This is a genomic window from Actinomadura meyerae, from assembly GCF_900188445.1.
Classification (GTDB): domain Bacteria; phylum Actinomycetota; class Actinomycetes; order Streptosporangiales; family Streptosporangiaceae; genus Spirillospora; species Spirillospora meyerae.
On the sequence record NZ_FZOR01000033.1, the window covers coordinates 70,230 to 95,220 of the forward strand.

The 24,991-nt window shown below is 75.2% G+C and carries 21 protein-coding genes and 3 tRNA genes; 17 read left to right on the forward strand and 7 right to left on the reverse strand.

The window, feature by feature from the left end; all coding sequences use genetic code 11:
* Positions 1–102: 102 nt before the first annotated feature.
* The 8 genes from CHF16_RS28290 to CHF16_RS28325 all read left to right on the forward strand — a co-directional run bounded on the left by CHF16_RS28290 (position 103) and on the right by CHF16_RS28325 (position 11,273).
* Positions 103–2,199 carry a catalase gene (locus tag CHF16_RS28290; protein WP_089329183.1) on the forward strand — a complete coding sequence of 699 codons (2,097 nt, stop codon included), beginning with the start codon at positions 103–105 and terminating at the stop codon, positions 2,197–2,199.
* A gap of 554 nt (positions 2,200–2,753) precedes the next feature.
* A complete protein-coding gene (locus tag CHF16_RS28295; RefSeq protein ID WP_179271736.1) occupies positions 2,754–3,563 on the forward strand; it encodes an AfsA-related hotdog domain-containing protein in 810 nt (269 codons plus the stop codon).
* Between the two features lie 8 nt (positions 3,564–3,571).
* Positions 3,572–4,204 (forward strand): methyltransferase family protein, encoded by a 633-nt coding sequence (locus tag CHF16_RS28300; protein WP_179271737.1) that lies wholly within the window; start codon positions 3,572–3,574, stop codon positions 4,202–4,204.
* A gap of 2 nt (positions 4,205–4,206) precedes the next feature.
* Positions 4,207–6,864, forward strand: a complete 2,658-nt coding sequence (locus tag CHF16_RS28305) for a PEP/pyruvate-binding domain-containing protein (RefSeq protein ID WP_089329186.1) — start codon at positions 4,207–4,209, stop codon at positions 6,862–6,864.
* A 64-nt stretch (positions 6,865–6,928) separates the two neighbouring features.
* Positions 6,929–7,978, forward strand: coding sequence for a polyprenyl synthetase family protein (locus CHF16_RS28310; protein WP_143228151.1), 1,050 nt, complete (start codon positions 6,929–6,931; stop codon positions 7,976–7,978).
* 13 nt (positions 7,979–7,991) lie between these two features.
* A complete protein-coding gene (locus CHF16_RS28315) occupies positions 7,992–9,206 on the forward strand; it encodes a PucR family transcriptional regulator (protein WP_089329188.1) in 1,215 nt (404 codons plus the stop codon).
* Positions 9,207–9,216: 10 nt separating this feature from the next.
* The gene (locus CHF16_RS28320; protein WP_089329189.1) at positions 9,217–10,386 is read left to right on the forward strand and encodes a cytochrome P450; all 1,170 of its coding nucleotides are present in this window, start codon (positions 9,217–9,219) and stop codon (positions 10,384–10,386) included.
* On the forward strand, positions 10,383–11,273 hold the full coding sequence (locus tag CHF16_RS28325; RefSeq protein ID WP_089329190.1) for a hypothetical protein: 891 nt from the start codon (positions 10,383–10,385) through the stop codon (positions 11,271–11,273). Before CHF16_RS28320 ends, CHF16_RS28325 begins: the two co-directional genes overlap by 4 nt.
* A 27-nt stretch (positions 11,274–11,300) precedes the next feature.
* On the opposite strand, the gene CHF16_RS28330 is transcribed toward CHF16_RS28325, so the two are convergent.
* Positions 11,301–11,720, reverse strand: a complete 420-nt coding sequence (locus tag CHF16_RS28330; RefSeq protein WP_425427523.1) for a nuclear transport factor 2 family protein — start codon at positions 11,718–11,720, stop codon at positions 11,301–11,303.
* 106 nt (positions 11,721–11,826) lie between these two features.
* A complete protein-coding gene (locus CHF16_RS28335) occupies positions 11,827–13,014 on the reverse strand; it encodes a zinc-dependent alcohol dehydrogenase (protein ID WP_089329192.1) in 1,188 nt (395 codons plus the stop codon).
* 103 nt (positions 13,015–13,117) lie between these two features.
* Here CHF16_RS28335 and CHF16_RS28340 point away from each other — a divergent pair, with 103 nt between their 5' ends.
* The 3 genes from CHF16_RS28340 to ctaD all read left to right on the forward strand — a co-directional run bounded on the left by CHF16_RS28340 (position 13,118) and on the right by ctaD (position 16,252).
* Positions 13,118–14,074, forward strand: coding sequence for a Ppx/GppA family phosphatase (locus CHF16_RS28340; protein ID WP_245869391.1), 957 nt, complete (start codon positions 13,118–13,120; stop codon positions 14,072–14,074).
* A gap of 77 nt (positions 14,075–14,151) precedes the next feature.
* Positions 14,152–14,475, forward strand: a complete 324-nt coding sequence (locus CHF16_RS28345; protein ID WP_089329193.1) for a DUF2795 domain-containing protein — start codon at positions 14,152–14,154, stop codon at positions 14,473–14,475.
* A gap of 97 nt (positions 14,476–14,572) precedes the next feature.
* Positions 14,573–16,252, forward strand: coding sequence for an aa3-type cytochrome oxidase subunit I (gene ctaD, locus CHF16_RS28350; protein WP_089329194.1), 1,680 nt, complete (start codon positions 14,573–14,575; stop codon positions 16,250–16,252).
* A gap of 34 nt (positions 16,253–16,286) precedes the next feature.
* On the opposite strand, the gene qcrB is transcribed toward ctaD, so the two are convergent.
* Together qcrB and CHF16_RS28360 are read right to left on the reverse strand one after the other, a co-directional pair.
* Positions 16,287–17,930, reverse strand: a complete 1,644-nt coding sequence (gene qcrB / locus CHF16_RS28355) for a cytochrome bc1 complex cytochrome b subunit (RefSeq protein WP_089329195.1) — start codon at positions 17,928–17,930, stop codon at positions 16,287–16,289.
* A gap of 103 nt (positions 17,931–18,033) precedes the next feature.
* Positions 18,034–18,930 (reverse strand): LysR family transcriptional regulator, encoded by an 897-nt coding sequence (locus CHF16_RS28360; RefSeq protein ID WP_218826876.1) that lies wholly within the window; start codon positions 18,928–18,930, stop codon positions 18,034–18,036.
* A gap of 97 nt (positions 18,931–19,027) precedes the next feature.
* Between CHF16_RS28360 and CHF16_RS28365 the strand changes: the two genes are divergently transcribed.
* Positions 19,028–20,398: an MFS transporter gene (locus tag CHF16_RS28365; RefSeq protein WP_089329196.1), complete on the forward strand. Its 1,371-nt coding sequence runs from the start codon at positions 19,028–19,030 to the stop codon at positions 20,396–20,398.
* On the opposite strand, the gene CHF16_RS28370 is transcribed toward CHF16_RS28365, so the two are convergent.
* The 3 genes from CHF16_RS28370 to CHF16_RS28380 form a co-directional block, all read right to left on the reverse strand.
* A complete protein-coding gene (locus tag CHF16_RS28370; protein WP_089329197.1) occupies positions 20,367–21,452 on the reverse strand; it encodes a PrsW family glutamic-type intramembrane protease in 1,086 nt (361 codons plus the stop codon). The two genes, CHF16_RS28365 and CHF16_RS28370, sit on opposite strands and share 32 nt — an antisense overlap.
* Positions 21,449–22,006 (reverse strand): hypothetical protein, encoded by a 558-nt coding sequence (locus CHF16_RS28375; RefSeq protein ID WP_143228152.1) that lies wholly within the window; start codon positions 22,004–22,006, stop codon positions 21,449–21,451. Before CHF16_RS28375 ends, CHF16_RS28370 begins: the two co-directional genes overlap by 4 nt.
* A gap of 81 nt (positions 22,007–22,087) precedes the next feature.
* Positions 22,088–22,894 (reverse strand): pentapeptide repeat-containing protein, encoded by an 807-nt coding sequence (locus CHF16_RS28380; protein WP_143228153.1) that lies wholly within the window; start codon positions 22,892–22,894, stop codon positions 22,088–22,090.
* An 89-nt stretch (positions 22,895–22,983) separates the two neighbouring features.
* Here CHF16_RS28380 and CHF16_RS28385 point away from each other — a divergent pair, with 89 nt between their 5' ends.
* The 5 genes from CHF16_RS28385 to CHF16_RS28400 all read left to right on the forward strand — a co-directional run bounded on the left by CHF16_RS28385 (position 22,984) and on the right by CHF16_RS28400 (position 24,656).
* Positions 22,984–23,766, forward strand: a complete 783-nt coding sequence (locus CHF16_RS28385) for a putative protein N(5)-glutamine methyltransferase (protein ID WP_089329199.1) — start codon at positions 22,984–22,986, stop codon at positions 23,764–23,766.
* Positions 23,767–23,819: 53 nt separating this feature from the next.
* On the forward strand, positions 23,820–23,942 hold the full coding sequence (locus CHF16_RS41955; protein WP_281259406.1) for an LPFR motif small protein: 123 nt from the start codon (positions 23,820–23,822) through the stop codon (positions 23,940–23,942).
* A 374-nt stretch (positions 23,943–24,316) separates the two neighbouring features.
* Positions 24,317–24,389, forward strand: a tRNA-Ala gene (locus CHF16_RS28390).
* 30 nt (positions 24,390–24,419) lie between these two features.
* A tRNA-Gly gene (locus CHF16_RS28395) sits at positions 24,420–24,491 on the forward strand.
* 90 nt (positions 24,492–24,581) lie between these two features.
* Positions 24,582–24,656, forward strand: a tRNA-Gln gene (locus tag CHF16_RS28400).
* Positions 24,657–24,991 lie beyond the last annotated feature (335 nt).

Genomic DNA, 24,991 nt, shown 5'->3' on the forward strand with positions numbered 1-24,991 from the left:
GCCGCTCGGAACGGGGGGTAGCCGCCCCGAGACGTCCATTCGCCGTCACCACCGTTCACCGTCACCACCGTTCACCGTCATCACCGTCGAGGGAGCAGGAACATGGCCGACCCCGCCGACCGGGCGGACCCGAAACAGGAGCAGCTCGACCTCCGGCGGGTGAGCCCGGAGGGCGCCGCGCTCACCACCGACCAGGGGCTCCGGGTCGACGACACCGACAACTCGCTTTCCGCCGGAGAGCGCGGCCCGACGCTGATGGAGGACTTCCATCTGCGCGAGAAGATCACCCATTTCGACCACGAGCGCATTCCCGAGCGGGTGGTGCACGCGCGCGGCGCCGGCGCCTACGGCCATTTCACGCTGCACGAGTCGCTCGCCGAGTACACCACCGCCGAGTTCCTCACCGACACCTCGCTGACGACGCCGGTGTTCGTGCGGTTCTCCACGGTGGCCGGATCGCGCGGCTCGGCCGACACGGTGCGCGACGTCCGCGGGTTCGCGACGAAGTTCTACACGCGGCAGGGCAACTTCGACCTCGTCGGCAACAACATGCCGGTGTTCTTCATCCAGGACGGCATCAAGTTCCCCGACTTCGTGCACGCGGTGAAGCCGGAGCCACCGAACGAGATCCCGCAGGCGTCGTCCGCGCACGACACCCTCTGGGACTTCGTGCAGCTCCAGCCCGAGACCATGCACATGATGATGTGGCTGATGTCGGACCGGGCGCTGCCGCGCAGCTTCGCGATGATGCAGGGGTTCGGCGTCCACACCTTCCGGCTGGTGAACGCGCGGGGGACCGGGACGTTCGTGAAGTTCCACTGGAAGCCGAAGCTCGGCACCCACTCGCTCGCCTGGGACGAGACGCAGAAGATCGCGGGCAAGGACCCCGACTTCAACCGGCGCGACCTGTGGGACCGGATCGAGAGCGGCGACTTCCCCGAGTACGAGTTCGGCGTCCAGCTGGTGCCGGAGGAGGACGAGCACCGGTTCGGGTTCGACCTGCTCGACGCGACCAAGATCATTCCGGAGGAGGCGGTGCCGGTGCGGCCGGTCGGCACGCTGGTGCTGGACCGCAACCCCGACAACTTCTTCGCCGAGACCGAGCAGGTCGCCTTCCACCTCGGCAACGTCGTGCCCGGCATCGACTTCACCAACGACCCGCTGCTGCAGGCGCGGCTGTTCTCCTACCTCGACACGCAGCTGATCCGGCTCGGCGGGCCGAACTTCCCGCAGCTCCCGGTCAACCGGCCCGTCGCCCCCGTGCGCAACCACCACCGCGACGGCTACCACCAGATGGACCTGAACCAGGGCCAGGCGAGTTATCACAAGAACTCGCTGTCGGGCGGGTGCCCGGCGGTCGGCGGCGCGGGGTCGTACGGCCACTACCAGGAGCGGGTGGACGGCGACAAGATCCGCAAGCGGAGCGAGAGCTTCGCCGACCACTACTCCCAGGCGACGCTGTTCTGGAACAGCATGGCCGACTGGGAGAAGGAGCACATCGTCGGCGCGTTCCGGTTCGAGCTCGGCAAGTGCGAGCACCGGCACATACGGGAGGGCGTCGTCGCGCATCTCAACAACGTCGACCACGACCTCGCCGTGCGGGTCGCCAAGGGGATCGGCGTGGCGCCGCCGGAGGCGCCCGCGACCCCGAACCACGGCCTCAGCTCGCCCGCGCTCAGCCAGGCGCACTCGCCCGTGGAGTCGGTCCGGGGCCGCAAGGTCGCGATCCTCGTGGCGGACGGCGTCGACTCGGCCGCCCTCACCGCCGTCGGGGACGCGCTCGTCGAGGCGGGCGCGGTCTGCGAGGTGCTCGCCGCCGAGGACGGCTTCGTCCAGGCGGCCAACGGCGGCCAGGTCAAGGTCGACCGGGCGATGCCGACCGTCGCGTCCGTCCTCTACGACGCGGTGTTCGTACCGGGTGGCGAGGAGAGCGTCCGGACCCTCGCGCGGAACGGCGACGCCGTGCACTTCGTGGCCGAGGCGTTCGTGCACTGCAAGGCCGTCGGCGCCCTCGACGCGGGCATCGGGCTGCTGGAGCGGGCCGGGATCACCGGGGTGCGGTTCGCCGACGGCGACATCGTCAGCGACGCCGGCGTCGTCACCGGCGAGGGGCCGTCGGCCGAGTTCCCCCGCAGGCTGGTCGCGGCGGTCGCGGCGCACCGGCACTGGACGCGCGACAAGGCGCACGTGCCCGCCTGACGCCCCGCACATGCCCGCCTGACACCGCACGTGCCCGCCTGAGGCACGGACCGGGCCCGGCCCGGGGGACACCGCCGCCCCCGGGCCGGGCCTTCCGCATGGCCGCATTATGCCACTTATTTGTGGGGTATCTCACAGGAAGTTAGGTATCCGGGCTGATTTGAGCAATGTTTTGAAAATGTATCTTGTTCGACCGGCCCGGTAAAACGCCGCGGCGGGCGCGGTGAAACGCGCCGCTATCGGTCCGCATTGCGGCCGGATGACGTGCGGGGTCGGCCCGGCGGGCCGCCGGCGCCCGCCCTGCAAGTGGACGCTGACATGCGGTTTTCGGCCCGGAGGCGCCGCGTGCGGCGGCCCCGCGGCGCCGCCCGGTTGCCGGACTGGGCAGCCCGCGGCGGCCCGGACTGCCCAGGGGTGCAGTTCATCCGTGCGCATTTCTGTAGCAAGATGACGGCCGTCCGGTCGGCATATCCGCACCTTCCCGAGAACGGCCTTCCATGCCGTTTTCGGCAGGCGGAGCCGAAGGCCCTGGGACGGGTAATTGGAGGGAGCTCATGACCGCGTCCGTTATCGAGCGATTCCGCGAGCTGGTCGTCGACGAGTCGGATCCCTTCTACTTCGACCACCCGCTCGACCACGTGCCGGGGATGCTGCTGTTCAGCGGCCTGCTGGAGCTGGCCGCCCGCGCCGACGGGCTGCGGGCGCGCGGGAGGCCGCCGGGGCGCGTCGTCGCCGGCCTCGACTTCACCCGCTTCTGCGAGCTGGACCGGGGCACGACGCTCGCGTGCCGCCCCGTCCCCGGCCGCAACCGCGCCTGGACGGTCGCCGCGCGGCAGGCCGGCCGGGAGGTGTGCGGCGGCTCCATCGCGTTCGCCGACGCGGATCCGGCGCCGCCGGGCGCCGCGCCCGGCCCCGCGCCCGCCCGGCGGGCGCCCGCCGGGCTCGTGCACCGGCGCCGCCCCGAGAACATCCTGGTCGGCGAGCCGGTGCGGCGCGGGCGCGCCGTGGTGGAGTCGGCGGTCCTCCAGCCGCCGGGGGAGCGCCCCCCGCTCCGCGGGCCCGTGGAGATCGTCGAGGCGGGCCGGCAGTTCGCCACGATGCTGGAGCACGAGGTGCACGGCCGTCCCATGGACGCGACGCTGCTATGGGTGGCGCTGCGGGCGGACATCCCGTACGGAGTGGACCGCGACGTCCCGCTCGTCCTGCGCTGGCCCACCGCGCGGCCCGCCGGGCGCCGGTCGCGCTGCGCGGCGACGCTGGCGGACGGCGCGACGGGCGCCGTCCTGGGATCGCTCACCTACGAGGCGTACGCGGTGGACCCGGAGCAGTACGCCCGGACCCGGACCCGGACCCGGGACCGGTGAACGGGGCCGTGAGGTACGTGACGCTCGCGCCGCGCCTGCTCTTCGCGGCGGCCACGGTCATCCTGGCCTGCGGCATCGCGCTGCACGCGGGCCGGGGCGGCGCGGTGGGGCATGCGGCGGCGGCGCTGCTGGCCGGCTACCTCGGCTGGCTGCTGCTGGAGGCGCCGGTGACGTTCCGCCGCTCCGGCGCCCCGCCCGCAGACACCCGCACACTGCTCCCGTACGGGCTGGCCCGCGTCCTGCTGGTCGCCGGCGCGTCGCTGCGGCCGGCGCCCTGGGACCGCTGGACGCCCTGGCTGCTCCTGCCCTGCGCGCTGTTCGCGGCCGGGGTGGCGCTGCGGCGGGCCGCGATCCGCGCGCTCGGCCGGTTCTACTCCCACCACGTGGCGCGGCAGGCCGGCCACCGGGTCGTCACGGACGGGCCGTACCGGACCGTCCGGCACCCGGCGTACGCGGGGATGCTCCTCGCCCATGCCGGCGTCGCCGCCTTCTTCCCGGGCGCGGTGACCGCGGTGGCGCTCGTCCTGCTCGCCGCGGCCGTCGCCGGGCGGATCCGGGTCGAGGAACGGGCCCTCCGCGCCGTTCCGGGCTACCCGCGGTACGCCGCCGCGACGCCCCGCCTGCTGCCGGGAGTGTGGTGACGATGGGCGAGATCGGGCTCAAGTTCGCGCGGCTGGAGTCGCTGCGCGCGGCGGGACTGCCCGTCCCGGACTTCTTCTGCCTCCCGGCCGCCGAGTTCGACCGGGCGCTGGACGCCCTGCGCCTGCCGCCGCCCTCGGCCGCGCCCGCCGCCGGCTGGTGCGCGTCGGCGGCGTCCGCCCTGGCCAAGGCCGTTCCGGAAGGCGACCTCGCCGCGGCCCTGCTGAGGACGTTCGACGAGCACATCGGCGCCGGCGGCACGGCGGCCGTCCGCGCCTGCGTCGTGCCGGGGCCCGACGGCGGGGGAGAGGACTCCGACGACGACCCGTACGCCGGGATGAGCGACAGCTTCCTGTACGTCCGGCGGGACGGGCTGCTGGAGGCGGTCGCCCGCTGCTGGGCGTCGGCGTTCAAGCCCGAGGCGGTCCAGTACCGGACGCTCCGGGGATCCGACCCGACCGGCGCCAGGGTCGCCGTCGGCGTGCAGCGCATGGTGTGCGGCGACCGCTCGTTCGTCGCGTTCACCCGCGACCCCCGCGACGGGACCCGGCGGCACGTCATCGCCGCCGCGCACGGCATCGGTGAGGGCGTCGTCCAGGAGAAGGCCGACGTGGACCACTTCTTCGTCGATCCGGAGACCGGCGAGGTCCGTACCGAGGTTGTGGCCAAGCGGCGCATGGTCGGCCCGCCCGCGGACGGCGAGGCCGGCCCGAGAGTGGTCGAGGTGCCCGCGGAGCTGGCGGACGCCCCCGTGCTGACCGACGAGGAGGCCCGCCGGGTCGCCGAGCTCGCCCGCCGCGTCGAATCGCACTTCGGCCGCCCCCAGGACATCGAGGGGGTGTTCACCCCCGACGGCGCGATCCACCTCGTCCAGGCGCGGCCGCTCGCCGCGGCCCCGCACGACGCCGGGCCCCGCGTCCACTGGGGCGACCACAACATCACCGAGAGCTTCCCGGGCGTGTCGGGCGCGCTCACCTACTCCCAGGCGCGGATGTTCTACGAACTGGCCTTCACCGACCTGTACCGGCGCATGGGCGTGCCCGCGCGGCGGCTCCGCGCCGACGCGCACCGGCTGCCGCGCATGGTCGGGCACCTCGGCGGGCGCGTCTACTACCGGCTGGACGACTGGCAGGAGCTGCACGGCCGGCTGCCGGTGTTCGACCTGGTCCGCGACGGCTGGGAGGAGGGCATGGGCATCACCGGCGAGGCCCGCGCGGAGCGCCGCCGGCCGCGGATCCGGGCCGCCGCCGCGCTGCCCGGCCTCGCCGTCCGCGCGGCCGGGCACCGCCGCGCGACCGCGCGCTTCCTGCGCTGGTGGGACGGCGTGATGGCGGACGTCCACGATCCGGCCGCCCGGCCGCTCGCCGAGCGGTCCCCGGAGGAGCTGATCGCCCTCTACCGGCGGGTGTGGGCGGAGGTGTCGGTCCGCTGGGGCGTCACTCTCACCAACGGCGTCTACGGCCTGCTCGTCCTGCGGGCGACGATCGCGCTGCTGCGCCGCTGGGCGGGCGCCGGGCCCGAACTGCTGCCCGGCCTGCTGTGCGGCGGCCGCGAGAACCGCTCGCTCGCCGCCGCCCGCGCCGCCGTCGACCTCGCCGAGCGCGCCGGGCGGATCCCCGAGCTGAAGGCCGAGCTGCTCGCCGCCGACCCGGCCGACGCGCGGGCCCTGCGCGCCGTGTGGGACGGCGTCGCCGCCGGCCGGCACGGCTCGCCCATGGCCGCCGCCGCCCGCGCCCACCTGCGCCGCTACGGCGACCGCGCCGTGCACGACCTCAAGCTCGACGCGCCCACGCCCCGGCAGCGGCCCTGGATGCTCGCCGGGACCCTCGCGCCGCTCGTCCGGCGGGGAGCGACCGTCGCGGGCAGCCGCGCCGCCGAGGCGCGGGCGGCGGACGAGGCCCGGCGGCGGCTGCGGGCGGCCTGCCGCGACCCTGCGCGCCGCGCCGTCCTGAGCGCCCTGCTCGCGCTGCTGCGGTCGCTGGTCCGCACCCGGGAGGACACCAGGTTCTGCCGGACGCAGCTGTTCGGGCTCTCCCGCACGATCCTGTGGCGGCTCGGCGCCGACCTCGCCGGGGCCGGGGCGCTCGACGACCCCATGGACGTCCTCGACCTCACCGTCGAGGAGGTGCTTGGCGCGTTCGACGGCACCCTGCCCGGCGGCGGCCCCGACGTCCTGCGCGGCCTCGCGGCGGTGCGCCGCGCCGAACGCGCCCTGCACCGCGACGCCCCGCCCCCGCCGCCGCTGCTGTCGGTCCCGGCGGACGCCCCCGTGGCGGCGGCCCTCGCCGCCGCCCGGCCGGCCGGCGCCGCCGGCGGCCCGGACGGCGACTTCCTGCGCGGGCTCGGCTCGGGCGGCGGGACGGTCCGCGGCCGCGCCAAGGTCGTGCTCGACCCCGGCGTCCCGCCCGCCGGCTGCGCCGGCCGCATCCTCATCGCCCGGGAGACCGACCCGGGCTGGCTTCCCCTCATGATCGCCGCGTCCGGCCTGGTCGTCGAACGCGGCACCCTGCTCTCGCACACCGCCGTCACGGGACGGCTGCTCGGCGTGCCCGCCGCGGTCGCGGTCGGCGGCGCCGTCGCCCGCATCCCGGACGGCGCCTGGGTCGAACTGGACGGGCGCGCCGGCACGGTCCGGGTCCTGGACGGGCGCGCCCGCCGATGACGGGCCCCGCCGGAGACCCCCGGCGCGGCCCGCACACACCCCGCAGCACCAGAGGAGTTGGCACGTGGACGAAGGAGTGTTCGGCAAGGCCGCCCAGGAGCGGGCGATCGCCGAGGTCGAGGTGGAGATCGCGCGGCTGTGCGAGCTGCTCGCCGAGGGCCTGGCGATGGGTCTGGACGACGGCCGGGAGATGGTCGGCGGCGCCATGTCGGAGTTCCTCCTGGAGTTCTTCGACCTCGTCCGCGCGAAGGGCTCGCGGCCCGGCCTGCACGGCATGGTGACGCTGCCGCTGCTGGCGCACGGCGCGGAGACCGGCGAGCCGGGCCCGGCGGCGCCGGTCGCGGTGGTCCACCTGCTCTGGTGGGCGTCGGCCCGGCACCTCGACGATCTGACCGACGCGCCCGGCCCGGCCGGCGTCCCGGACCGGGTCGCCGCCGGCAGGAAGGCGCTCACCGCGTTCGCCGTCGGCGGTCCCCTGCCCGCCCGGCTCCTCGCCGGGCTGCCGGTGCCCGCCGCGACCCGCGCCGCGCTGGAGGAGGAGCTGTCGCGCTGCTGGCTGGACGCCGTGGACGGCCAGCTCCGCGACCTCACCGAGCGCCCGGCGGTCGCCACGCCCGCGTCGGTGCTGCGCGGCTACGAGGGCAAGACCGGCGCGCCGTACGGGATGGCCGCCGCGGCCGCCGCCTGCCTCGCCGGCGCGGACCGCGGCCGCGTCGCCGGCTGGCGCGCGTTCGGCCGGTCGCTCGGCGTGCTGCGCCAGCTCGTCAACGACCAGCGCGACCTGGCGTCCGGGCGGCACGAGGACCTCGCCAACGGCACCGCCACCTACCTGCTCGTCCACCTGCTGAGCGGGCTGCCCGCCGGGCCGCGCCGCGAGGTGCTCGAACTGCACGCCGCAGCCCGCCGGTGCGCGGCCGCGCGCGCCGAGCTGGCCGCCCGGATGCTGGACGAGGAGGTCATCGAGGGCTACGCGGCGTCCGTGGCTCCGCTGATCGAGCGGGCGCACCGCCTGCTGGACGGGCTCGGCGGCGAACCGGCCTGCGTGCGGGAGCTGCACGGGCTGGTCGACGCGACCGTCGGCCACCTGCCCAGGTTCCGGCTGGCGGCGGCGTAGGGGAGCGGCGCCGATGACCGCTCCCGGCGAACTCTCCGACATCCTCCTGTCCACCGGCCCCCGGGTCGCCGACGCGGTCGGCGAGGCCCTGCACGGCCACCCCGCCTACCTGCCGATCCGGCGCGCGGCGGGCCCCATGTTCGGCGGCCGCGGGGAGACCTGCACCCGCCTCATCGGGCTCGTCCTCACCGGCGAGCCGCTGCCCGCCGACGACCTCGCCCGCTTCCGCGACCTCGGCGTCCTCGCCGCCCGGCAGGCGATCCCGCTGCCGGTGCTGTCGGAGGTGTGGGACCTCGCGCTCGCCGCCGCCGCCCGCACCTGCTGGGCGGTCGCGCCGCCCGGCCGGTTCGCCGAGATGGCCGAGCTGACCGCGCACGCGGCCAAGCTCGCCATCGGCGCGCGGGAGGCGTGCATCCAGGGCTACGCGGAGGCGCCCCGCGCGGGCGGCGCGTCCCGGCCGCTGCGCCGGCTGCTCGCCGAGACCCTGATCGACGGCGCGCCCGCCGGCGTCATCGCGGAGGCGGCCGGCGTCCGGCTCGCGCCCGGCTACCTGGTGCTGCTGTGCGAGGCGCCCGCCTCCGACGCGGCCTGGGAGCGGGCGAGCGAGCGGCTGGACGGCTGGGACGGCGTGCTGTACTCCGGCGACCTGTCCGGCCTCATCGTGCTGCTGCCGGCCGGGGAGCCGCCGTGCGCGGACGCCCGCGCGGAGAGCCGCGCCGCCGAGTTCACCGCGTCCCTCGCCGCCTGGACGCGCGGCCCGGTGCACGCCGCGCAGGCGCAGCGGCGCGGTCTCGCCGGCATCCCGGAGGCACTGGAGGAGGCGTCCCGGGTGCTCACCGCCGTCAAGGCCATCCCGGACGGCGAGGACCGCCCCTACCGGGCGGACGAGCTGCTGGTCGAGCTGGCGATCCTGGAGCAGCCCGCGATCCGCGGCCGGCTCGCCGCCGTGCTGCAGCCGCTCGACGCGGGCACCGACCTGCGGCGGACGCTGGAGGTGCTGCTCGCCTGCAACCTCGACCGCGAGCGCGCCGCCCGGGAGCTGTGGATCCACCGCCGCACCCTGCACTACCGGCTGGACCGCATCCGCGACCTGTCCGGCGTCGACCCGAGCTCGGCGCGCGGCATCCAGCTGTTCCGCGCCGCCCTCACCTCGGCGCGGCTGGGCCGGCTGGAGCGCGAGGGCCGCCGCGCCGAGGAGACCTCGCTGCCCCCGCCGCTCAGCGCCTGAAGGAGACCCGATGGACTTCCCCCCGCCGCACCGGCCGGGCGTCCCGCTGGATGCCGGGCACCTGCGGATCCTGCACGAGCGCCCGCTGGTCCCGGCCGTGGTGGCGGGCCGGGAGGCGCTGCTCGCCACCCGGCACGCCGACGTCCGGAAAGTGCTCTCCGACGACCGGTTCAGCCGGGAGGCGTGGCGGGGCGGCACCCTGTTCGCGCGGACCCCGGAGTCGCTCGCGCTGGCCGCGAGCGACCCGCCGGCGCACACCCGGCGGCGCCGGGCCGTCCGGGCGTGGTTCACGGCCCGCCGCGCGGAGGCCGACCGCCCACGCATGGCGGCCGTCGCGGGCCGCCTCCTGGACGCCGTGGCGGCGGACGGGCCGCCCGCCGACCTGGTCGCCCGGTTCGCGACGCCGTTCCCGTACGCGGTGGTGTGCGGCATGCTCGGCGTCCCCGTGGCCGACCTCGGCCTGCTGCTGCCGTGGGCGAGCGCGATGATGTCGGCGGGGCACCACCCGGACGCCGAGGTCGCGGCGGCGCACGAGGGCATGCGCGGCTACTTCGCCGAGCAGGTCGCGGCCCGCCGGCCGTGCCCCGGCGACGACCTGCTCACCGCGCTCGTGCACGGCTCGGACCTGTCGGACGCGGAGATCGCGGTGTTCGGGGCCGGGCTGCTGATGGCGGGCGGGGAGAGCACCGCGAACCTCCTCGCGCTCTGCCTGCTCGACCTGGCGGCGCGGCCGCGGCTCGCCGCCCGGCTGCGCGCCGACCCGGCGCTGATCCCGGCCGCGGCCGAGGAGTACGTGCGCTGGACGTGGCTCGCGGGCACCGGAGGCCGGCCGCACGTCGTCACCGCCGCCGCCGAGCTGGCGGGGACGCCGCTGGCGCCGGGCGACGTCGTCGTCCCGCTCACCGACGCCGCCAACCGCGACCCGGCGGCGTTCCCCGCCGCCGGCGCCTTCGACCCGGCCCGCTCCCCGAACCCGCACCTCGGCTTCGGCCACGGCCGGCACCGCTGCCTCGGCGCCCACCACGCCCGCGCCGAACTCCAGACCGGCCTGGCCGCCGTGCTGCGCCGGTTCGGGGACCTGTCACTGGCGGTCGACCCCGCCGACCTGGCCTGGCGGGAGCGCATGTTCGTGCGCGGGGTCTGGCAGCTCCCGGTCACCTGGTCGCGCCCGAGCCGGTGAGGGGATGGGCCGGTGAGGGGTGGGGCGTCCGGGTCGGCCGGTTCGTCCGGGGCGCCTACCCGCCGCTGCCGTCCGCGGTGTCCGCCGCGCTGTGGGCGTGCGGCGGCACCGGACTGTTCGCCGCGCTCGACCCTGCGGGACGGGGGTGGCGGCCCGGGGCGGGGACGGCGGCGGCCGCGGCGGCGCTGTTCGCCGACCTGCTTCTCATGCGGGCGCTCGACGACATCCGCGACATCGGCTACGACCGGCGGTTCCATCCCCGCCGCCCGCTGCCGTCCGGCGAGGTGCGCGTCCGCGACCTCCTCGTGCTGTACGCGGTCGGCGCGGCGGTGCTGGTCGCGTCGCACGCGGCGTGGCCGTGGCGGGCCGGCGTCCTGCTCGCGCAGCTCGGCTATGCCGCCGCGCTGCTCGGCGTCCACCTGCGCTGGGGGAGGCCCCATCCGGACAGGCTGTTCGCCGGGCTGCTGGTGAGCCTGCCCGTGCCCGTCCTGCTGCACCTGTACCTGTACGCCGGTTACCTGGACGCCGCCGGGCACGGCCCGGACGCGTCCGCGCTCACCGCCGTGCTCGTCGCGGTGCTCGCGGCGGGGCACGTGGAACTCGCGGGGAAGACCACCCGCGCGCCGCTGCCGGGGGAGCGGACCTGCACGGCGGTCCTCGGCCTCCGCGGCGCGGTGGCGTGCGTCCTGGCCGCGCCGGTCCTGTCGGCGTTGCTGCTCGCGTTCTCCGCGCGGACGGGTCCGTGGACGGCCGTCGTGTTCGCCCCGCTCATCGTCCCGGCGCCGGCCGCCGTCTCCTTCGCCCGCGGGCGCACCCGGTGGCCCGCGCCCGCCCTGTACATGGCGGCGGCGTTCGCGAGCTGGGCCGTCCTCGGGCTCGCCCGGTGAGGCGCACCCGTCCGGTCAGGGGCCGCGTCAGGCCAGGCCCATCTCCCGCCGGACGTTCGCGAACTCCACCGCCATCGCGTCCGCCAGAGCGCGGGCGCCCGACAGCGGGCGCACCATCACGCAGAACTCGTCGATCAGCCCGGCGTCGTCGTGGTGGAGGAAGTCGCAGCCGTGCACCTCGCGGTCGCCCACCCGCGCCTTGAACACCAGCGCGTGGTCGCTGCCGTCGCTGATCTCCCGCACGTAGCGGAAGCCGGTGAACACGCGGGTCACCGCGCGCAGGATCGCGGTGACGGCGGCCCGCCCCTCGTACGGCGCGAACGCCACCGGGCTGAGGAACGTGACGTCCTGGGCCAGCAGCGCCGGGAGGGCGTCGATGTCGCCCTTCTCAATGGCCGCGCGGAACGGGTGCATCGGGCCCACCTCCAGGCTCTGGGTGATCGGCACGCCGCGGGGGCGTGCCGAAAGCCTAGGGCGCGCGGACCCCGTCCGCGATCATCAGTCCGTGATCACCCGTCCACGATCACCCGTCCCGGCTCGACCGGGCGGGCCCTCACGCGCCGGGCTGCAACAGCACCTTGATGGCGCCGTCCTGCTTCTTCTGGAACATCTCGTACGCCTGCGGCGCCTTCTCCAGCGGCCAGCGGTGCGTGGCGAGGTCCATCACCCCGAGCGGGTCGGCGTCGTCGGTCACCAGCGGCATCAGCTCGTCGATCCACTGCCGGACGTGCGCCTGGCCCATCCGCAGCCCGATGCCCTTGTCGAACATCCGCATCATCGGCAGCGGGTCGGTCATGCCGCCGTACACGCCGATGAGGGAGATCGTCCCGCCCCGGCGGACGATCTCGATGGCGGTGGCCAGCGCGGCGAGCCGGTCCACCCCGACCCGCGACATCAGCGGCGCGGCGGAGTTGCCCGGCAGCAGCCCGGCGACGGTCTGCGCCAGCTTCGCGCCCGGCGAGCCGTGCGCCTCCATCCCGACGGCCTCGATCACCGAGTCGGTGCCGCGGCCCCCGGTGAGCTGGCGCACCGCGTCCGGCACGTCGTCGGCGTCGTCGGCGTCGACCACCTCGACGCCGTGCCGGCGCGCCATCTCCAGCCGCTCCGGCACGAGGTCCACCGCGATCACGCGGTGCCCGCGGTGCCGGGCGATCCGGGCGGCCATCTGCCCGATCGGGCCGAGGCCGAGCACGGCCACCGACCCGCCCTCGGGGATCGCGGCCCACCCGACGGCCTGCCGCGCGGTCGGCAGCACGTCCGACAGGTAGACGAACCGCTCGTCCGGCGGGCCCTCCGGCACCTTGATCGGACCGAACTGCGCCTGCGGGACGCGGAGGTACTCGGCCTGCCCGCCCGGGACCTGCCCGTACAGCCGGGTGTAGCCGAACAGCGCCGCGCCCATGCCCTGCTCGCGGACCTGCGTCGTCTCGCACTGCGCGTACAGCCCCATCCCGCACATGTGGCAGTGCCCGCACGAGATGTTGAACGGGATCACCACCCGGTCGCCCGGCTTGATGTGCGTGACCTCCGGCCCGGTCTCCTCGACGACGCCCATCGGCTCGTGGCCGAGGATGTCGCCCTCGGAGAGGAACGGCCCGAGGACCTCGTACAGGTGCAGGTCCGACCCGCAGATGCCGGACGAGGTCACGCGGATGATCGCGTCGTTCGGCTCCTTGAGCTCCGGGTCGGGCACGCTCTCGACGCGGACGTCGCGCTTGCCGTGCCAGGTGACGGCCTTCATCTGCTCCTCCTCAGCCGGTGGCCCGCTCCCCGGCGGCCCTACCCCACCGGGCGCGCCGAAACGTCGCCGGACTGAGGAGGTCAATGCGGGGTAAAGCAGACCCATGGACGACGCCCCCCTGCGCCTCGGCGTGCTCGACATCGGCTCCAACTCGGCGCATCTGCGGGTCGCCGACCTCGATCCCGGGCTGCCGCCGCTGCCCGTCCGCTCCGTGAAGCGCCCGGTCCGGCTGGCCGAGGCCACCGACCGGCACGGCGTCATCGGGCGGCCCGCGGTCGGGCGGCTGATCGCCGCGGTGCGGGAGGCGGTGGCCGCCGCCGCGGCCCTCGGCGTCGCCGAGCTGGTCCCGTACGCCACGTCCGCGCTGCGCGACGCCGCCAACCGCGCCGACGTCACCGCCGAGGTCCGCGCCGCCACCGGCGTCGAGCTCGGGTTCCTCACCGGCGAGCGGGAGGCGCGGCTGACGTTCCTCGCGGCCCGCGCCTGGTACGGCTGGTCGGCGGGCCCGATGCTGCTCGCCGACATCGGCGGCGGCTCGATGGAGCTCGCCTACGGCGCCGGCCGGGAACCGGAGATCGCGCTGTCGCTGCCGCTCGGCGCCGGCCGCCTCACCCGCCACCACCTGCCGCCGCGCCCGCCGGTGCGGGGGCGCGTCCGCCGGGCGCTGTCCGCGCACGTGCGGTCGGTGCTGACCGAGGCCGCCGTCGGGATCGCCGAGCGCCCGGCGCCGGTGCGGGCCGTCGCGACGTCCAAGACCTTCACCCAGCTCGCCCGGCTGTGCGGGGCGCCGAAGGCGAAGGCGGGGCCGTTCCGGGAGCGCCGGCTCGACCGCCGCGACCTGCACCGCTGGATCCCGCGGCTGGCGAAGCTGCCGGACGAGGAGCGGGCCCGGCTGCGCGGGGTGAAGGCGTCGCGCGCCCACCAGATCCTCGCGGGCGCGATCGTGGCCGAGGGCGTGATGGACGTGCTCGGCCTGGAGAGCCTCGACATCTGCCCGTGGGCGCTGCGCGAGGGCGTCCTGCTGGACCGGCTGGGCTCGGCCGCCCCGTTTGGCCCGTGACCGGGCGGGCAGTTCCGCGGCAGGACGGCGCCGCGGCGCACGCGGGCAGGGGAGCACACCGGACCGGGGGGCACGCCATGAGACTTGCCGACGCACGCGAGATCGAGGAGCTGCTCGGGGACCTGCCGTTCCCGGCGAGCAAGGAGCGGATCGTCGAGCACGTGCACGAGAGGCGGCCGGAGATGGAGGCCGAGCGCGCGGTGGCGGCGCTGCCGCTCGGCACGTACGGCAGCGTGGCCGAGGTGATGCGGTCGGTCCCGCTCGACCCGGACCCGGGCCGCACCCCGACCGAGCGCGACCACCAGCGCCGGCACCACCGCAAGCCCCGCCTCGCCGAGCCGATGCGGCACACCGAGCCGTCGCCCGTCGAGGAGGAGCTCGACCGCGGCGACGAGATCTGACCGCCGCCCCCGCCGCTCGAACGGCGTCCCCGCCGTTTGAACGGCGTCCCTGCGGCAAGTGCCCCGTTGGGCACCGAGGCGGGAGGGAGGGCCGTCGATGACGGCTGTACGGGGCAGGGACGACGCGAGCGTCGCCGACGCGCTCGCGCGGCACGGCATGGGCAGGCGGATCGGCGACGTCCTGGCCACCACCGACCACAAGGTGGTCGGCTACCTGTACCTCGTCACGTCCTTCCTTTTCTTCCTCGCCGCCGGGGTCATGGCCATGCTGATGCGGGCCGAACTGCTGGAGCCCGGCAAGCAGGTGGTGAGCAACCAGACCTACAACGAGCTGTTCACCGTGCACGGCACGATCATGATGCTGCTGTTCGCGACGCCGCTGTTCGCCGGGTTCGCGAACGTGCTGGTCCCGCTGCAGATCGGCTCGCCGGACGTGGCGTTCCCGCGGATGAACGCCCTCACCTACTACCTGTTCCTGTTCGGCGGCCTGATGGTGATGGCGTCGTTCATCATGCCGGGCGGCGCCGCCGCCTACGGGTGGTTCGCCTACTCGCCGCTGACGTCGCAGACGTACTCGCCCGGCCTCGGCCCCGACATGTGGATCATGGGGCTGGTGCTGTCCGGGTTCGGGACCATCCTGACCTCGGTGAACATCATCACCACGATCATCGCGATGCGGGCGCCCGGCATGGTGATGTTCCGGATGCCGATCTTCACCTGGAACGTGCTGCTGACCAGCCTGATGGTGCTGATCGCGTTCCCGGTGCTGACCGCCGCGCTGTTCGCGCTGGAGGCCGACCGCAAGCTCGGCGCGCACATCTACGACCCCTCGAACCACGGCCCGCTGCTGTGGCAGCACCTGTTCTGGTTCTTCGGCCATCCCGAGGTGTACATCGCGGCGCTGCCGTTCTTCGGGATCGTCACCGAGATCATCCCGGTGTTCGCGCGCAAGCCGCTGTTCGGCTACCTCGGCATGGTGGCGGCGACGATCTCGATCACCGGGCTGTCGATGACGGTGTGGGCGCACCACATGTTCGCCACCGGCGGGGTGCTGCTGCCGTTCTTCTCCATCACCTCCTTCATGATCGCCGTGCCGACCGGGATCAAGTTCTTCAACTGGGTCGGGACGCTGTGGAAGGGGCAGCTCACGTTCGAGACCCCGATGCTGTTCGCGCTCGGGTTCCTCGTGACGTTCCTGTTCGGCGGGCTGACCGGGGTCATCCTCGCCTCGCCGGCGATGGACTTCCACCTCACCGACTCCTTCTTCGTCGTCGGCCACCTGCACTACGTCCTGTTCGGGACCGTCGTGTTCGCCATGTTCGGCGGGTTCTACTTCTGGTGGCCGAAGATGACGGGCCGCATGCTGCACGAGGGCTGGGGCAAGCTCCACTTCTGGACGCTGTTCCTCGGGTTCCACACGACGTTCCTCGTGCAGCACTGGCTGGGCGCCGAGGGGATGCCGCGCCGCTACGCCGACTACCCCGACCAGTTCGCGACGCTGAACCTCATCTCGTCCATCGGCTCGTTCGTCCTGGGCGCGTCGACGTTCGCGTTCCTGTGGAACGTGGTGCGCTCGTGGCGGCACGGCGAGAAGGTGCACACCGACGACCCCTGGGGCGCCGGCGGGTCGCTGGAGTGGGCGACGTCCTGTCCGCCGCCCCGCCACAACTTCACGTCGATGCCGCGCATCCGCTCCGTGCGGCCCGCGTTCGACCTGCACCACCCGCCGCTGGAGCCGCCGCAGGAGGCCGAGCCGTCGCTCCCGCCGCCCAAGTGATGCGGGCCTGGCGGGGCCAGCCGGCCGGGCGGGGTCAGCCGCTGCTCTTGTCCGGCGGGCCGCCGCCGTCCTGCGGCGGCTTCTCCAGATCGCCCTGGCCGCCGCCGTACGACTCGGACTGGTAGTCGAGGTAGAAGCGGTTGACGCGGGTGCGCACCTGGGCGCGGGCGCGGTTCGGGGTCGGCAGCGGGATCATGTGGTTCGGGTAGGGGGCGACGAGCTCGCCGGGCTGCCGGGTCCGCAGGACGGCCCCGGCGTCCCGCTCCGGCTGCTCGTGCCGCTCCACGAAGCCGCCCTCCGGGCTGAGCGAGATCAGGCCGCTCTCCACGCCCTCCTCGCGGATCCGCAGGTCGCGGCGCTGCAGGCTCAGGCAGACGCGGCGGGCGATGACGAACGCCAGGATCGGGGCGAGGAAGAACCCGACGCGGAAGAACCACGTCGTCCAGAACAGCGGGATCTTGAAGGTGTCGGAGATGACGTCGTTGCCGCCCGCCGCCATCAGGTTGGCGTACCAGGCGACGGCCGCCGCGCCGATCCCCGTCCGGGTCGGGGCGTTCCTCGGCCGGTCCAGCAGGTGGTGGACGCGCTCGTCCCCGGTGGCCCAGCGCTCCACGAACGGGTACAGCCCCATGACGGTGAAGAAGACCCCCGGCAGGACGATGGCCGGCAGCAGGACGTTCCACGCGACGTCGTGCCCGGCGACGGTCGTCGACAGCCGCGGCATGATGCGCAGCGAGCCCTCCAGGAACCCGACGTACCAGTCCGGCTGCGAGCCGAAGGAGACCTCGTCCGGCTCGTACGGCCCGTACAGCCAGACGGGGTTGATCTGGAAGACCGTCGCGAGCCCGGCCAGGACGCCGAAGGTGAACAGGAAGTAGCCCGTGCTCTGGGCGGCGAAGTTCGGGAAGGTCTTCTCGCCGCTCACCGCCATCTCCCGCCGGCCCCGTCCGGGCCACTGGGTGTGCGTCTGGTGCCACAGGATCATCAGGTGGACGGTGACCAGCGCGATCAGGATCCCCGGGATCAGCAGGATGTGCACCGTGAACAGCCGCGGGATGAACTCCTCGCTTGCCGGGAACTCCCCGCCGAACGCCCACAGGCTGAGGTAGGTCCCGGCGATGGGGATGGACAGCAGGATGCCCTGGAAGATGCGCAGCCCGGTGCCGGACAGCAGGTCGTCCGGTAGCGAGTAGCCGGCGAACCCTTCGGCGAGCGCCAGCGTGAACATCGTCACGCCGATCACCCAGTTGATCTCTCGCGGCTTGCGGAACGCGCCGGTGAAGAAGATCCGCATGAGGTGGGCCACGATCGCCGCGAGGAAGACGTTCGCCGCCCAGTGGTGGATCTGCCGCATCAGCAGCCCGCCGCGGACGTCGAACGTCAGGCGCAGCGTGGAGGCGTACGCGTCGCTCATCCGCACGCCCTTGAGCGGCGCGTACGAGCCGTCGTAGACCTGGACGCCGCCGCTCGGCTTGAAGAACAGCGTGAGGAAGACGCCCGTGAGGATCAGGATGATGAACGAGTAGAGCGCGATCTCGCCGAGCAGGAACGACCAGTGCGTCGGGAACGCCTTCTTGATGTTCTGGCTCAGGAACGAGGTGGAGCCGAGCCGGTCGTTGACCCCCTGGGCCAGCTCCCCGGCCCTCGCCGATCTCGACCGGCCTTTGCGTCCCGCCATCGCGCGCTTCTCCCCGGGCCCGAGCAGTGATTCCGCTGGGCGGGTACCCCGGCCCGATCACTGCAAACGCCGCCCTCCGGGCACCTGCCGGCCCCTCGCCGGGTCAGGGCGCGGCCGCCGCGTAGAGCACCTCGCGCAGCCCGGGGAGCGCCTCGCGGTCGGCGCGCCAGACCAGCCGCAGGCTGAGCGCCGGGGCGTCCAGCGCGAGCCGGGCGAGGGTGCCGGCGTCGAGCCTGTCCCGGACGGCGAACTCGGGGACGAGCGCCACGCCGAGGCCCCGCTCCGCCCACGAGCTCATCACGGTCACGCTGCCCGCCCGCACACGCTCGACGGCGGCGCCGAACAGCCGCTCGCCCGCCAGCCAGAACGAGCACGCCGGGACGTTCACCAGGAGCCGCTCGCCGCGCAGGTCGGCGGCGGCGACGCGGGGCGCGCCGGCGAGCGGGTGGTCCGGCGCGGCGACCAGCGCGAGCGGGACCGGCTCCAGGTCGACGAAGTCCAGCGGCGCGGCCGGCGCCGCGAAGCCGAGCCCGCCGACGCCGTCGCCGGCGTCCAGCAGCAGCGCCGCGTCCAGGTCCCCGGCGGCGACGGCGTCCAGCAGCCGGTCGCGGGCGGCGTCCGAGCGGACCTCCACCCGCGGGCCGGGCCGCCGCTCGGCGAGCCGGGCGAGGACGCCGGGGACGTGCGTCGCCGCGATCGACTCCAGCGCGCCGAGCCGCAGCACCGGCGGCTCCCCGGCCACCTCGCGGCGGGCCTGCTCGGCCATCCGCAGCAGCCGCCCCGACCACTCCCGCATCCGCTCCCCGGCGGGGGTCGGCCGCATCCCCTTCGGGCCGCGCTCGAACAGCGCCACGCCGAGCGCCGCCTCCAGCGTCCTGATCTGCTCGGACACCGAGGACGGCGCGAGCCCGAGGGCCACGGCGGCGCCGGTGACGGTCCGGTGGGCGACGACGGCCTCGAACGTCCGCAACTGGCGCAGTTCCATGCCGATCGGTTCCATGCCGACCGCAACCCGCCCGGAGCGTTCGGGTATTCCGAACGCCGCGTGCGGCGCAGCCGGTGGAGCGCCGCCGCGCCCGTTCCCAGACTGGGCGGCCATGAGCACAGTCCTCGCACCCGTTCCGGCGGGGTCCGCCGCGAAGCGGCGCTCCGCCCTGCTCGGCATCTCCCTCGGCTACTTCATGGTCCTGCTCGACACCACCGTCCTGTCGGTGGCCGAACCCGATCTGGCCCGGTCCCTCGGCGCGTCCGTCGCCGGTCTCCAGTGGGCCGTCACCGGCTACACGGTCGTGCTCGGCGCGCTGCTGCTGTCGGCGGGCGCGGTCGCCGACCGGCACGGCGCGCACCGGGTGTTCCGCGCCTCCATCGCCGTCTTCGGCGCCGGGTCGCTGCTCTGCGCCGCCGCCCCGGACCTGTGGACGCTCGTCGCCCTGCGCGCCGTGCTCGGCGTCGCCGCCGCCGGATGCGTCCCCGCGTCCATGGCGCTGATCGCGCGGCTCTACCCGGTGCCCGCCGAGCGCGCCCGCGCCGTCGCGGCCTGGGCGGCGACGAGCGGCGCCGCGCTCGCCGCCGGGCCGATCGCGGGCGGCGCGCTGGTCGGCCTCGCCGGCTGGCGCGCGATCTTCCTGGTCAACGTGCCGCTCGCCGCGGCCGTCCTCGCGCTCGTCGCGGGACGGGCCGTCGCCTGCCCGCGCGGCTCCCGCGCGATCGACCGGCCCGCGCAGCTCCTCGCCTGCGCGGCGGCCGGCCTGCTGACCGACGCGCTCATCGCGCTCGGCGCCGGGGCGGGCGTCCACGCCGCGTGCTCGGCCGCCGGCGCGGTCGCGGCGGGCGCGGCGTTCGCGGCGCGGGAGCGGGGGAGCGCGGCACCGGTCCTCGTGCCCGCGGTGCTGCGCGCGCCCGGGATGCCGTTCGCGCTGGCGGCGGGCGCGGCGGTCAACTTCGTGATGACCGGCGTGCTGTTCGTCCTGCCGCTGGTGTTCCAGCAGACCCTGGGCCTCACGCCGCTGCGGACCGGCCTGGCGTTCCTGCCGATGACGCTGCCGTTCGCGTTCAACCCGCTGCTCACCGGGCGGATCGTCGCGCGCACCGGGCCGCGTCTCCCCGTCCTCGCGGGCCTGGCCCTGCTCACCGCCGCGGGCGTGCTGTTCGGCGCGGTCCTGGCGGGCGGCGCCACCTACCCGGCGCTGGTCGCGGGACTGCTCTGCACTGGCTTCGGCGTGTCGTTCGCCCTGCCCGCCCTCGCGACCCTCGCGGTCACCGCCGCGCCCGAGGGGACGGCCGGCGCGGCCGGCGGCCTGCTCAACGCGGTCCGCCAGCTCGGCGCCGCGCTCGGCGTCGCCGTGATGGGCTCCTTCGCGGCGGAGCGGCCGGGCACCGCGCTGCTCATCGCCGCGGCCGTCTGCGCGGCCGTCCTCCCCGCCGGGCTGCGCGGGGTCAGGCCGCCCGCGGGTCGGCGGCCGAGTTGAGCCGGTGCCGGACGAGCCGGATGTCGGCCCGCAGCCGGTCGGCGGCCAGCGGGTCCGGCTCCAGCCCGCCGAGCCCGTCCTCGATGAGCGCCAGCTGGTCGGCGCGCAGCCGGGCGAGCAGCCGGCGCGGCTCCCCGGCCGGGACGCCCCACCGCTCCTTGCGGCGCCACTTGCGGAACGCGAGCACGTGCCCCTCGCCGGGGATCAGGACGCCCTTCGCCGTCTCCGCGTGCACCGTCCGCCGGAAGTGCGACAGGTACCGGCGCCGCGACAGCCGGTACGCGACCACCGCCGCGAGCAGGATCGGCGCGCCCTTCACCGGCAGCAGCGCCACCCCCGCCAGGACGGGCGCGTCCCACCACGAGTGCAGCGCCATCGACAGCACGAAGGCGGCGCCCGCGACCGCGCCGCTCGTCCGCGACGCCCGCCCGAGCAGGCAGCCGAGGCCCGCGCCGCCGACCGCCGTCATCGCCCAGTGGCTCCACCACGCCCCGCCGACCACCCGGCTGCCGAAGGTGAACAGCGCCGCGTTCGCGTCCTGCGTCGCGCCCGTCAGCACGATCGTGTTCAGCACGTACAGGAAGTTCTCCGCGAACTGGAAGCCGAGGCCGGCGAGCGCGCCGTACCCCCAGCCGTCGAGCGGCCCGCGGACCGCGGCCGGCGCCATCAGCGCCAGCACCACGACCCCGAGCAGCTTGAGGACCTCCTCGTCGACCGGCGCGGCGATCGCCGCGCCCCACACCGCGGTGAACCCCGGCCCCGCCGTCTTGCCGAGCACGGCCTGGAACGCCGCGTTGGCGGGCAGCGCGAGGCCGAACGCGGCGAGCCCGCCCCACGCCACCGCGACGAGCGCGTGGCCGAGCGGCAGCGACCGGATCGGATGCAGCCGCCGCAGCGCCCACACGCCCACGGCCAGCGCCGGGGCGAGCAGCGCTAACCCGAGGATCGCGCCGGCCGGGAACGCCGCGGCCTGCGCGCCGATCCCGCGGAAGGCGGTCCAGGCCCCGAGCAGGCACGCCGCCGCCCACAGCCAGAACGCGGGCCGGCGCGTCATGACGGCGCCGAGATCCGCAGCGTCCGCACGAGGGCCTCGATCTCGGTGGCCAGCCGCCGGTACGCCTCCGGCGGCCCCGACGCCGTCACCGTGGCGCCGAGCGTGGACCGCGCGAACACCGTCGCCATGCCGACCCGCTCGCGGCCGTCGAGCCGCCCGGTCAGCCCGGTCAGCCCGTGCGCGGTGGTGATCGGGACCGGCCCCGCGCTCAGCCGCGACCGCCCGCCGGCGGCGACGATCCGGCCGAGGCCGGTCCACAGCGCGCGGGCGTCCAGCGGCGCCAGCGGCACCACGACCCGCACGTACAGCCCGACGCCGGCGTTGGCGAGCTCGATGTCGCTGGTCAGCGAGGACTCCGCCCGGTCGAGCACCCAGCCCGGCGACGGGACGGTGAACGTGACCGGCCGGACGCCGTCGCGCTCGGCCCCCACCGACAGCACCGTGCCGGCCGCGACGGGCCTGCCGCCGCTGCCGAGCGCCCTGTCGAGCAGCGGGAGCCCCGCGGCGAGAACCAGCAGCGCCAGCGCCACGAGCCCCGTACCCCACCAACTCACCCGCGCCACGTGACCCCCCGATGACGTGCGCTGCGAAAATGCCCCTTGACCGGGAAACCAAACAAGGTGAGGCGGCGCGGGTCACCAGTGCGCCGGGCGTCCGACCGCGTCCGGCAACCGCGTGGCGGCGTCTCCGCGCGCCGCGTCGAGCTGCGCCCGGGTGAGGAAGAGGCAGCCGGTGAGGTCGGCGCCGCGCAGGTCGGCGTCCCGTAGGTCCGCGCCGATCACATCGGCCGAGCGCAGGTCCGCGCCGCGCAGGTCGGCCCCGATGAGGTACGCGCCGCGCAGGTTCGCGGCCCGCAGGTCGGCGCCCCTCAGCCGCGCCCCGATGAGGTCGGCGCCCCGCCGGTCCGCCCGGGGCCCCGGCGCGGCGGCCCTGGCCAGCTCGCTCGCGCGCAGCAGCAGCGCGTTCGCCTCCGCCCGCACGGCCGCGACGTCCAGCGCGGCGAGTTCGTCGGGCCCGCCACGGGTCAGGCCCTCGACGTCGTCGAAGACCCGCCGGAGCTCGGCCCGGACCGGCCCGGCGGCGGGCAGCGCCGCCGCCTCGTCCAGGTACCACAGCAGCTCGTGCAGCTGCCGCATGACGGGGAACACCGCGAACATGCGGCGCGCGACGTCGGGGTCCGCGCGCCAGTCCCGCCCGGCGAAGGTCTCCCGCGACACCTTCTGGCCCGCGCCGAAGCAGTCGAAGACCGTGCAGCCGCGGAAGCCGAGCCCCCGCAGGTCGGTGTGGACGCCGCAGCGGAAGTCGGCCAGGAGGTTGCGGCACGGCTCGCCCGCGGCCTTGTCCACCGCGAAGTCCGCGGACCGCGCGAACGGCAGCGCGACGCAGCACAGGCCGAAACAGCTCGCGCAGTCGGCCTTCAGCCCGGCCGCCCTCTCCGACACCCCGCACCTCCGCCTCACCGGCAACGCTCCATTCTCGGGGAAGGCGACATCTGCTCGGGACGCGACGGTGCTGTACAGTCCGGATCCCGATGACGACACCCCTCACCGAGTCCGCGATCGTCTCCAGGCTGCGCGCCGCCGGCTGCGTGTTCGCCGAGGACGAGGCACGGCTGATCCTCGCCACCGCCCGCACCCCCGCCGACGCGTCCGCCATGGTGGACCGGCGCGCCGCCGGGCTGCCGCTGGAGCACGTCCTCGGCTGGGCCGAGTTCTGCGGCCTGCGGATCGCCGTCGAGCCGGGGGTGTTCGTGCCCCGCCGCCGCACCGAGTTCCTCGTCCGGGAGGCCGCCGCGCTCCTCCCGCCCCGCCCGGTCGTGGTCGACCTGTGCTGCGGCTCGGGCGCGCTGGGCGCCGCCCTCGTCGCCGGCCTGGAGGAGTACGCGCTGCACGCCGCCGACGTCGAGCCCGCCGCCGTCCGGTGCGCCCGCGCGAACCTCGCGCCGCTCGGCGGCCACGCCCACGAGGGCGACCTGTTCGCGGCGCTCCCGGACGCGCTGCGCGGCCGCGTCGACGTGCTGCTCGCCAACGTCCCGTACGTGCCGACGGACGATGTGGCGCTGATGCCGCCGGAGGCGCGCGACCACGAGCCCCGGGTCGCCCTCGACGGCGGCCCCGACGGCCTGGACGTGCTGCGCCGCGTCACCGCCGAGGCGGCGCGGTGGCTGGCGCCCGGCGGCCACCTGCTGTTCGAGACGAGCGAACGCCAGGTCCCGGACGCGGTCGCCGCCGTCGAGCGGGGCGGGCTGTCCGCCGCCGTCCGGACGTCCGACGAGTTCTACGCCACGGTCATTGTCGGGGCAAAGCCGGTGTAAAACCCGACACGGGGGTACGGGTCGTTCAGGACGACCTGAAGGAGTGAAATACCATGCGCCGCATCAGCGCAGCGCTCAGCGCGATCATCGGCACGATCGTCAGCATCGTGACCCTCCCGTTCCGCGTTCTGCAGCGCCTTCTGCCCTCCGGGCGACGCACCCGCGCCCACCGGTAAAGGGCCGCGATATCCGGCACGGTATCGGGACGTCCGCCCCGGGCCATTCGTGCGCCATGGCCCGGGGCGGACACCTGCCGGAAAACGCCACCCCGAAAACGCCGTCCGGAAACGCCGCGCCGGAAAATGCTTTGCGCACCGGGCGCGGCGTCCAGCATCCTTTAAGGGACAAGCCGGAACGGAAGCGACGGAAGGAGCGGTGCGTCATGGCCATGGCCGGCGGGCGGCAAGCCCCAAGGCGCCTCGGCGCCGGGCAGCGGCGAGGCACCGCCGTCCAGAGAGTCGGCTCCGGATAGGACCGCGAAGGTTCTCCGGAGGCCGCCAGGATGACCTATCCGGCGGCCTTTTCATGTCCAGCATTTCCTGTCCATCAGGGGTCTGTAGCTCAATGGGAAGAGCGCCCGCCTTGCAAGCGGGAGGTTGCCGGTTCGAGTCCGGCCCGATCCACACGGCGGAACGTTCTCCGCTCCGCCGCATGCCGTACAAGCCGAAATGGTGAGGCACCTGGCTTCCACCCAGGAGAACCGGGTTCGATTCCCGGGTACGGCTCTGGACTGGGCCCGGCGGGAGTAACGACCCCCGGCTGGTTCTGCACGTGCCCGAGGCGGGCGGACGCCACCGCCCGCCCGCGGGCACCCATGCTGGATCATCCAATCGGCAGGATGCGTGACTCTGGATCACGTCATGCGGGTTCGAACCCTGCTCCAGCAGCCATTCCCGAGCGGCGTTCCATCGACGAGCGCACGCGCTTCACGAGCTCGCGGCGGGCTCGGCGGGTTCGGCGGTCTCGGCGTCATCAGGTCGGTGAGCGGCGGCCGGACGGGTCCGGCCGGACGCCCCGTGACCCGCGGGCCCGCCTTGACCGGGGCGCGGCCGGTCAATTATTTTGTCATTAAAATATTTGTCGTCAAAGTATCGGTCGGGCAGGTGGAGGGACCATGAGCGACTACCCGTCGTACGCGCCGTCGGAGGAGCATGAGCTGCTGCGGCGGACGGTGCGCGAGCTGGCGGAGGCCAAGATCGCTCCTTTCGCGGCGGAGGTGGACGAG

Excerpts from the sequence above, each read along its gene's own strand:
- CHF16_RS28290 (WP_089329183.1), top strand. The coding sequence starts at position 103 with ATGGCCGACCCCGCCGACCGGGCGGACCCGAAACAGGAGCAGCTCGAC.
- CHF16_RS28295 (WP_179271736.1), top strand. The coding sequence starts at position 2,754 with ATGACCGCGTCCGTTATCGAGCGATTCCGCGAGCTGGTCGTCGACGAG.
- CHF16_RS28305 (WP_089329186.1), top strand. The coding sequence starts at position 4,207 with ATGGGCGAGATCGGGCTCAAGTTCGCGCGGCTGGAGTCGCTGCGCGCG.
- CHF16_RS28315 (WP_089329188.1), top strand. The coding sequence starts at position 7,992 with ATGACCGCTCCCGGCGAACTCTCCGACATCCTCCTGTCCACCGGCCCC.
- CHF16_RS28320 (WP_089329189.1), top strand. The coding sequence starts at position 9,217 with ATGGACTTCCCCCCGCCGCACCGGCCGGGCGTCCCGCTGGATGCCGGG.
- CHF16_RS28335 (WP_089329192.1), bottom strand. The coding sequence starts at position 13,014 with ATGAAGGCCGTCACCTGGCACGGCAAGCGCGACGTCCGCGTCGAGAGC.
- CHF16_RS28340 (WP_245869391.1), top strand. The coding sequence starts at position 13,118 with ATGGACGACGCCCCCCTGCGCCTCGGCGTGCTCGACATCGGCTCCAAC.
- CHF16_RS28345 (WP_089329193.1), top strand. The coding sequence starts at position 14,152 with ATGAGACTTGCCGACGCACGCGAGATCGAGGAGCTGCTCGGGGACCTG.
- ctaD (WP_089329194.1), top strand. The coding sequence starts at position 14,573 with ATGACGGCTGTACGGGGCAGGGACGACGCGAGCGTCGCCGACGCGCTC.
- qcrB (WP_089329195.1), bottom strand. The coding sequence starts at position 17,930 with ATGGCGGGACGCAAAGGCCGGTCGAGATCGGCGAGGGCCGGGGAGCTG.
- CHF16_RS28360 (WP_218826876.1), bottom strand. The coding sequence starts at position 18,930 with ATGGAACCGATCGGCATGGAACTGCGCCAGTTGCGGACGTTCGAGGCC.
- CHF16_RS28365 (WP_089329196.1), top strand. The coding sequence starts at position 19,028 with ATGAGCACAGTCCTCGCACCCGTTCCGGCGGGGTCCGCCGCGAAGCGG.
- CHF16_RS28370 (WP_089329197.1), bottom strand. The coding sequence starts at position 21,452 with ATGACGCGCCGGCCCGCGTTCTGGCTGTGGGCGGCGGCGTGCCTGCTC.
- CHF16_RS28385 (WP_089329199.1), top strand. The coding sequence starts at position 22,984 with ATGACGACACCCCTCACCGAGTCCGCGATCGTCTCCAGGCTGCGCGCC.
- CHF16_RS41955 (WP_281259406.1), top strand. The coding sequence starts at position 23,820 with ATGCGCCGCATCAGCGCAGCGCTCAGCGCGATCATCGGCACGATCGTC.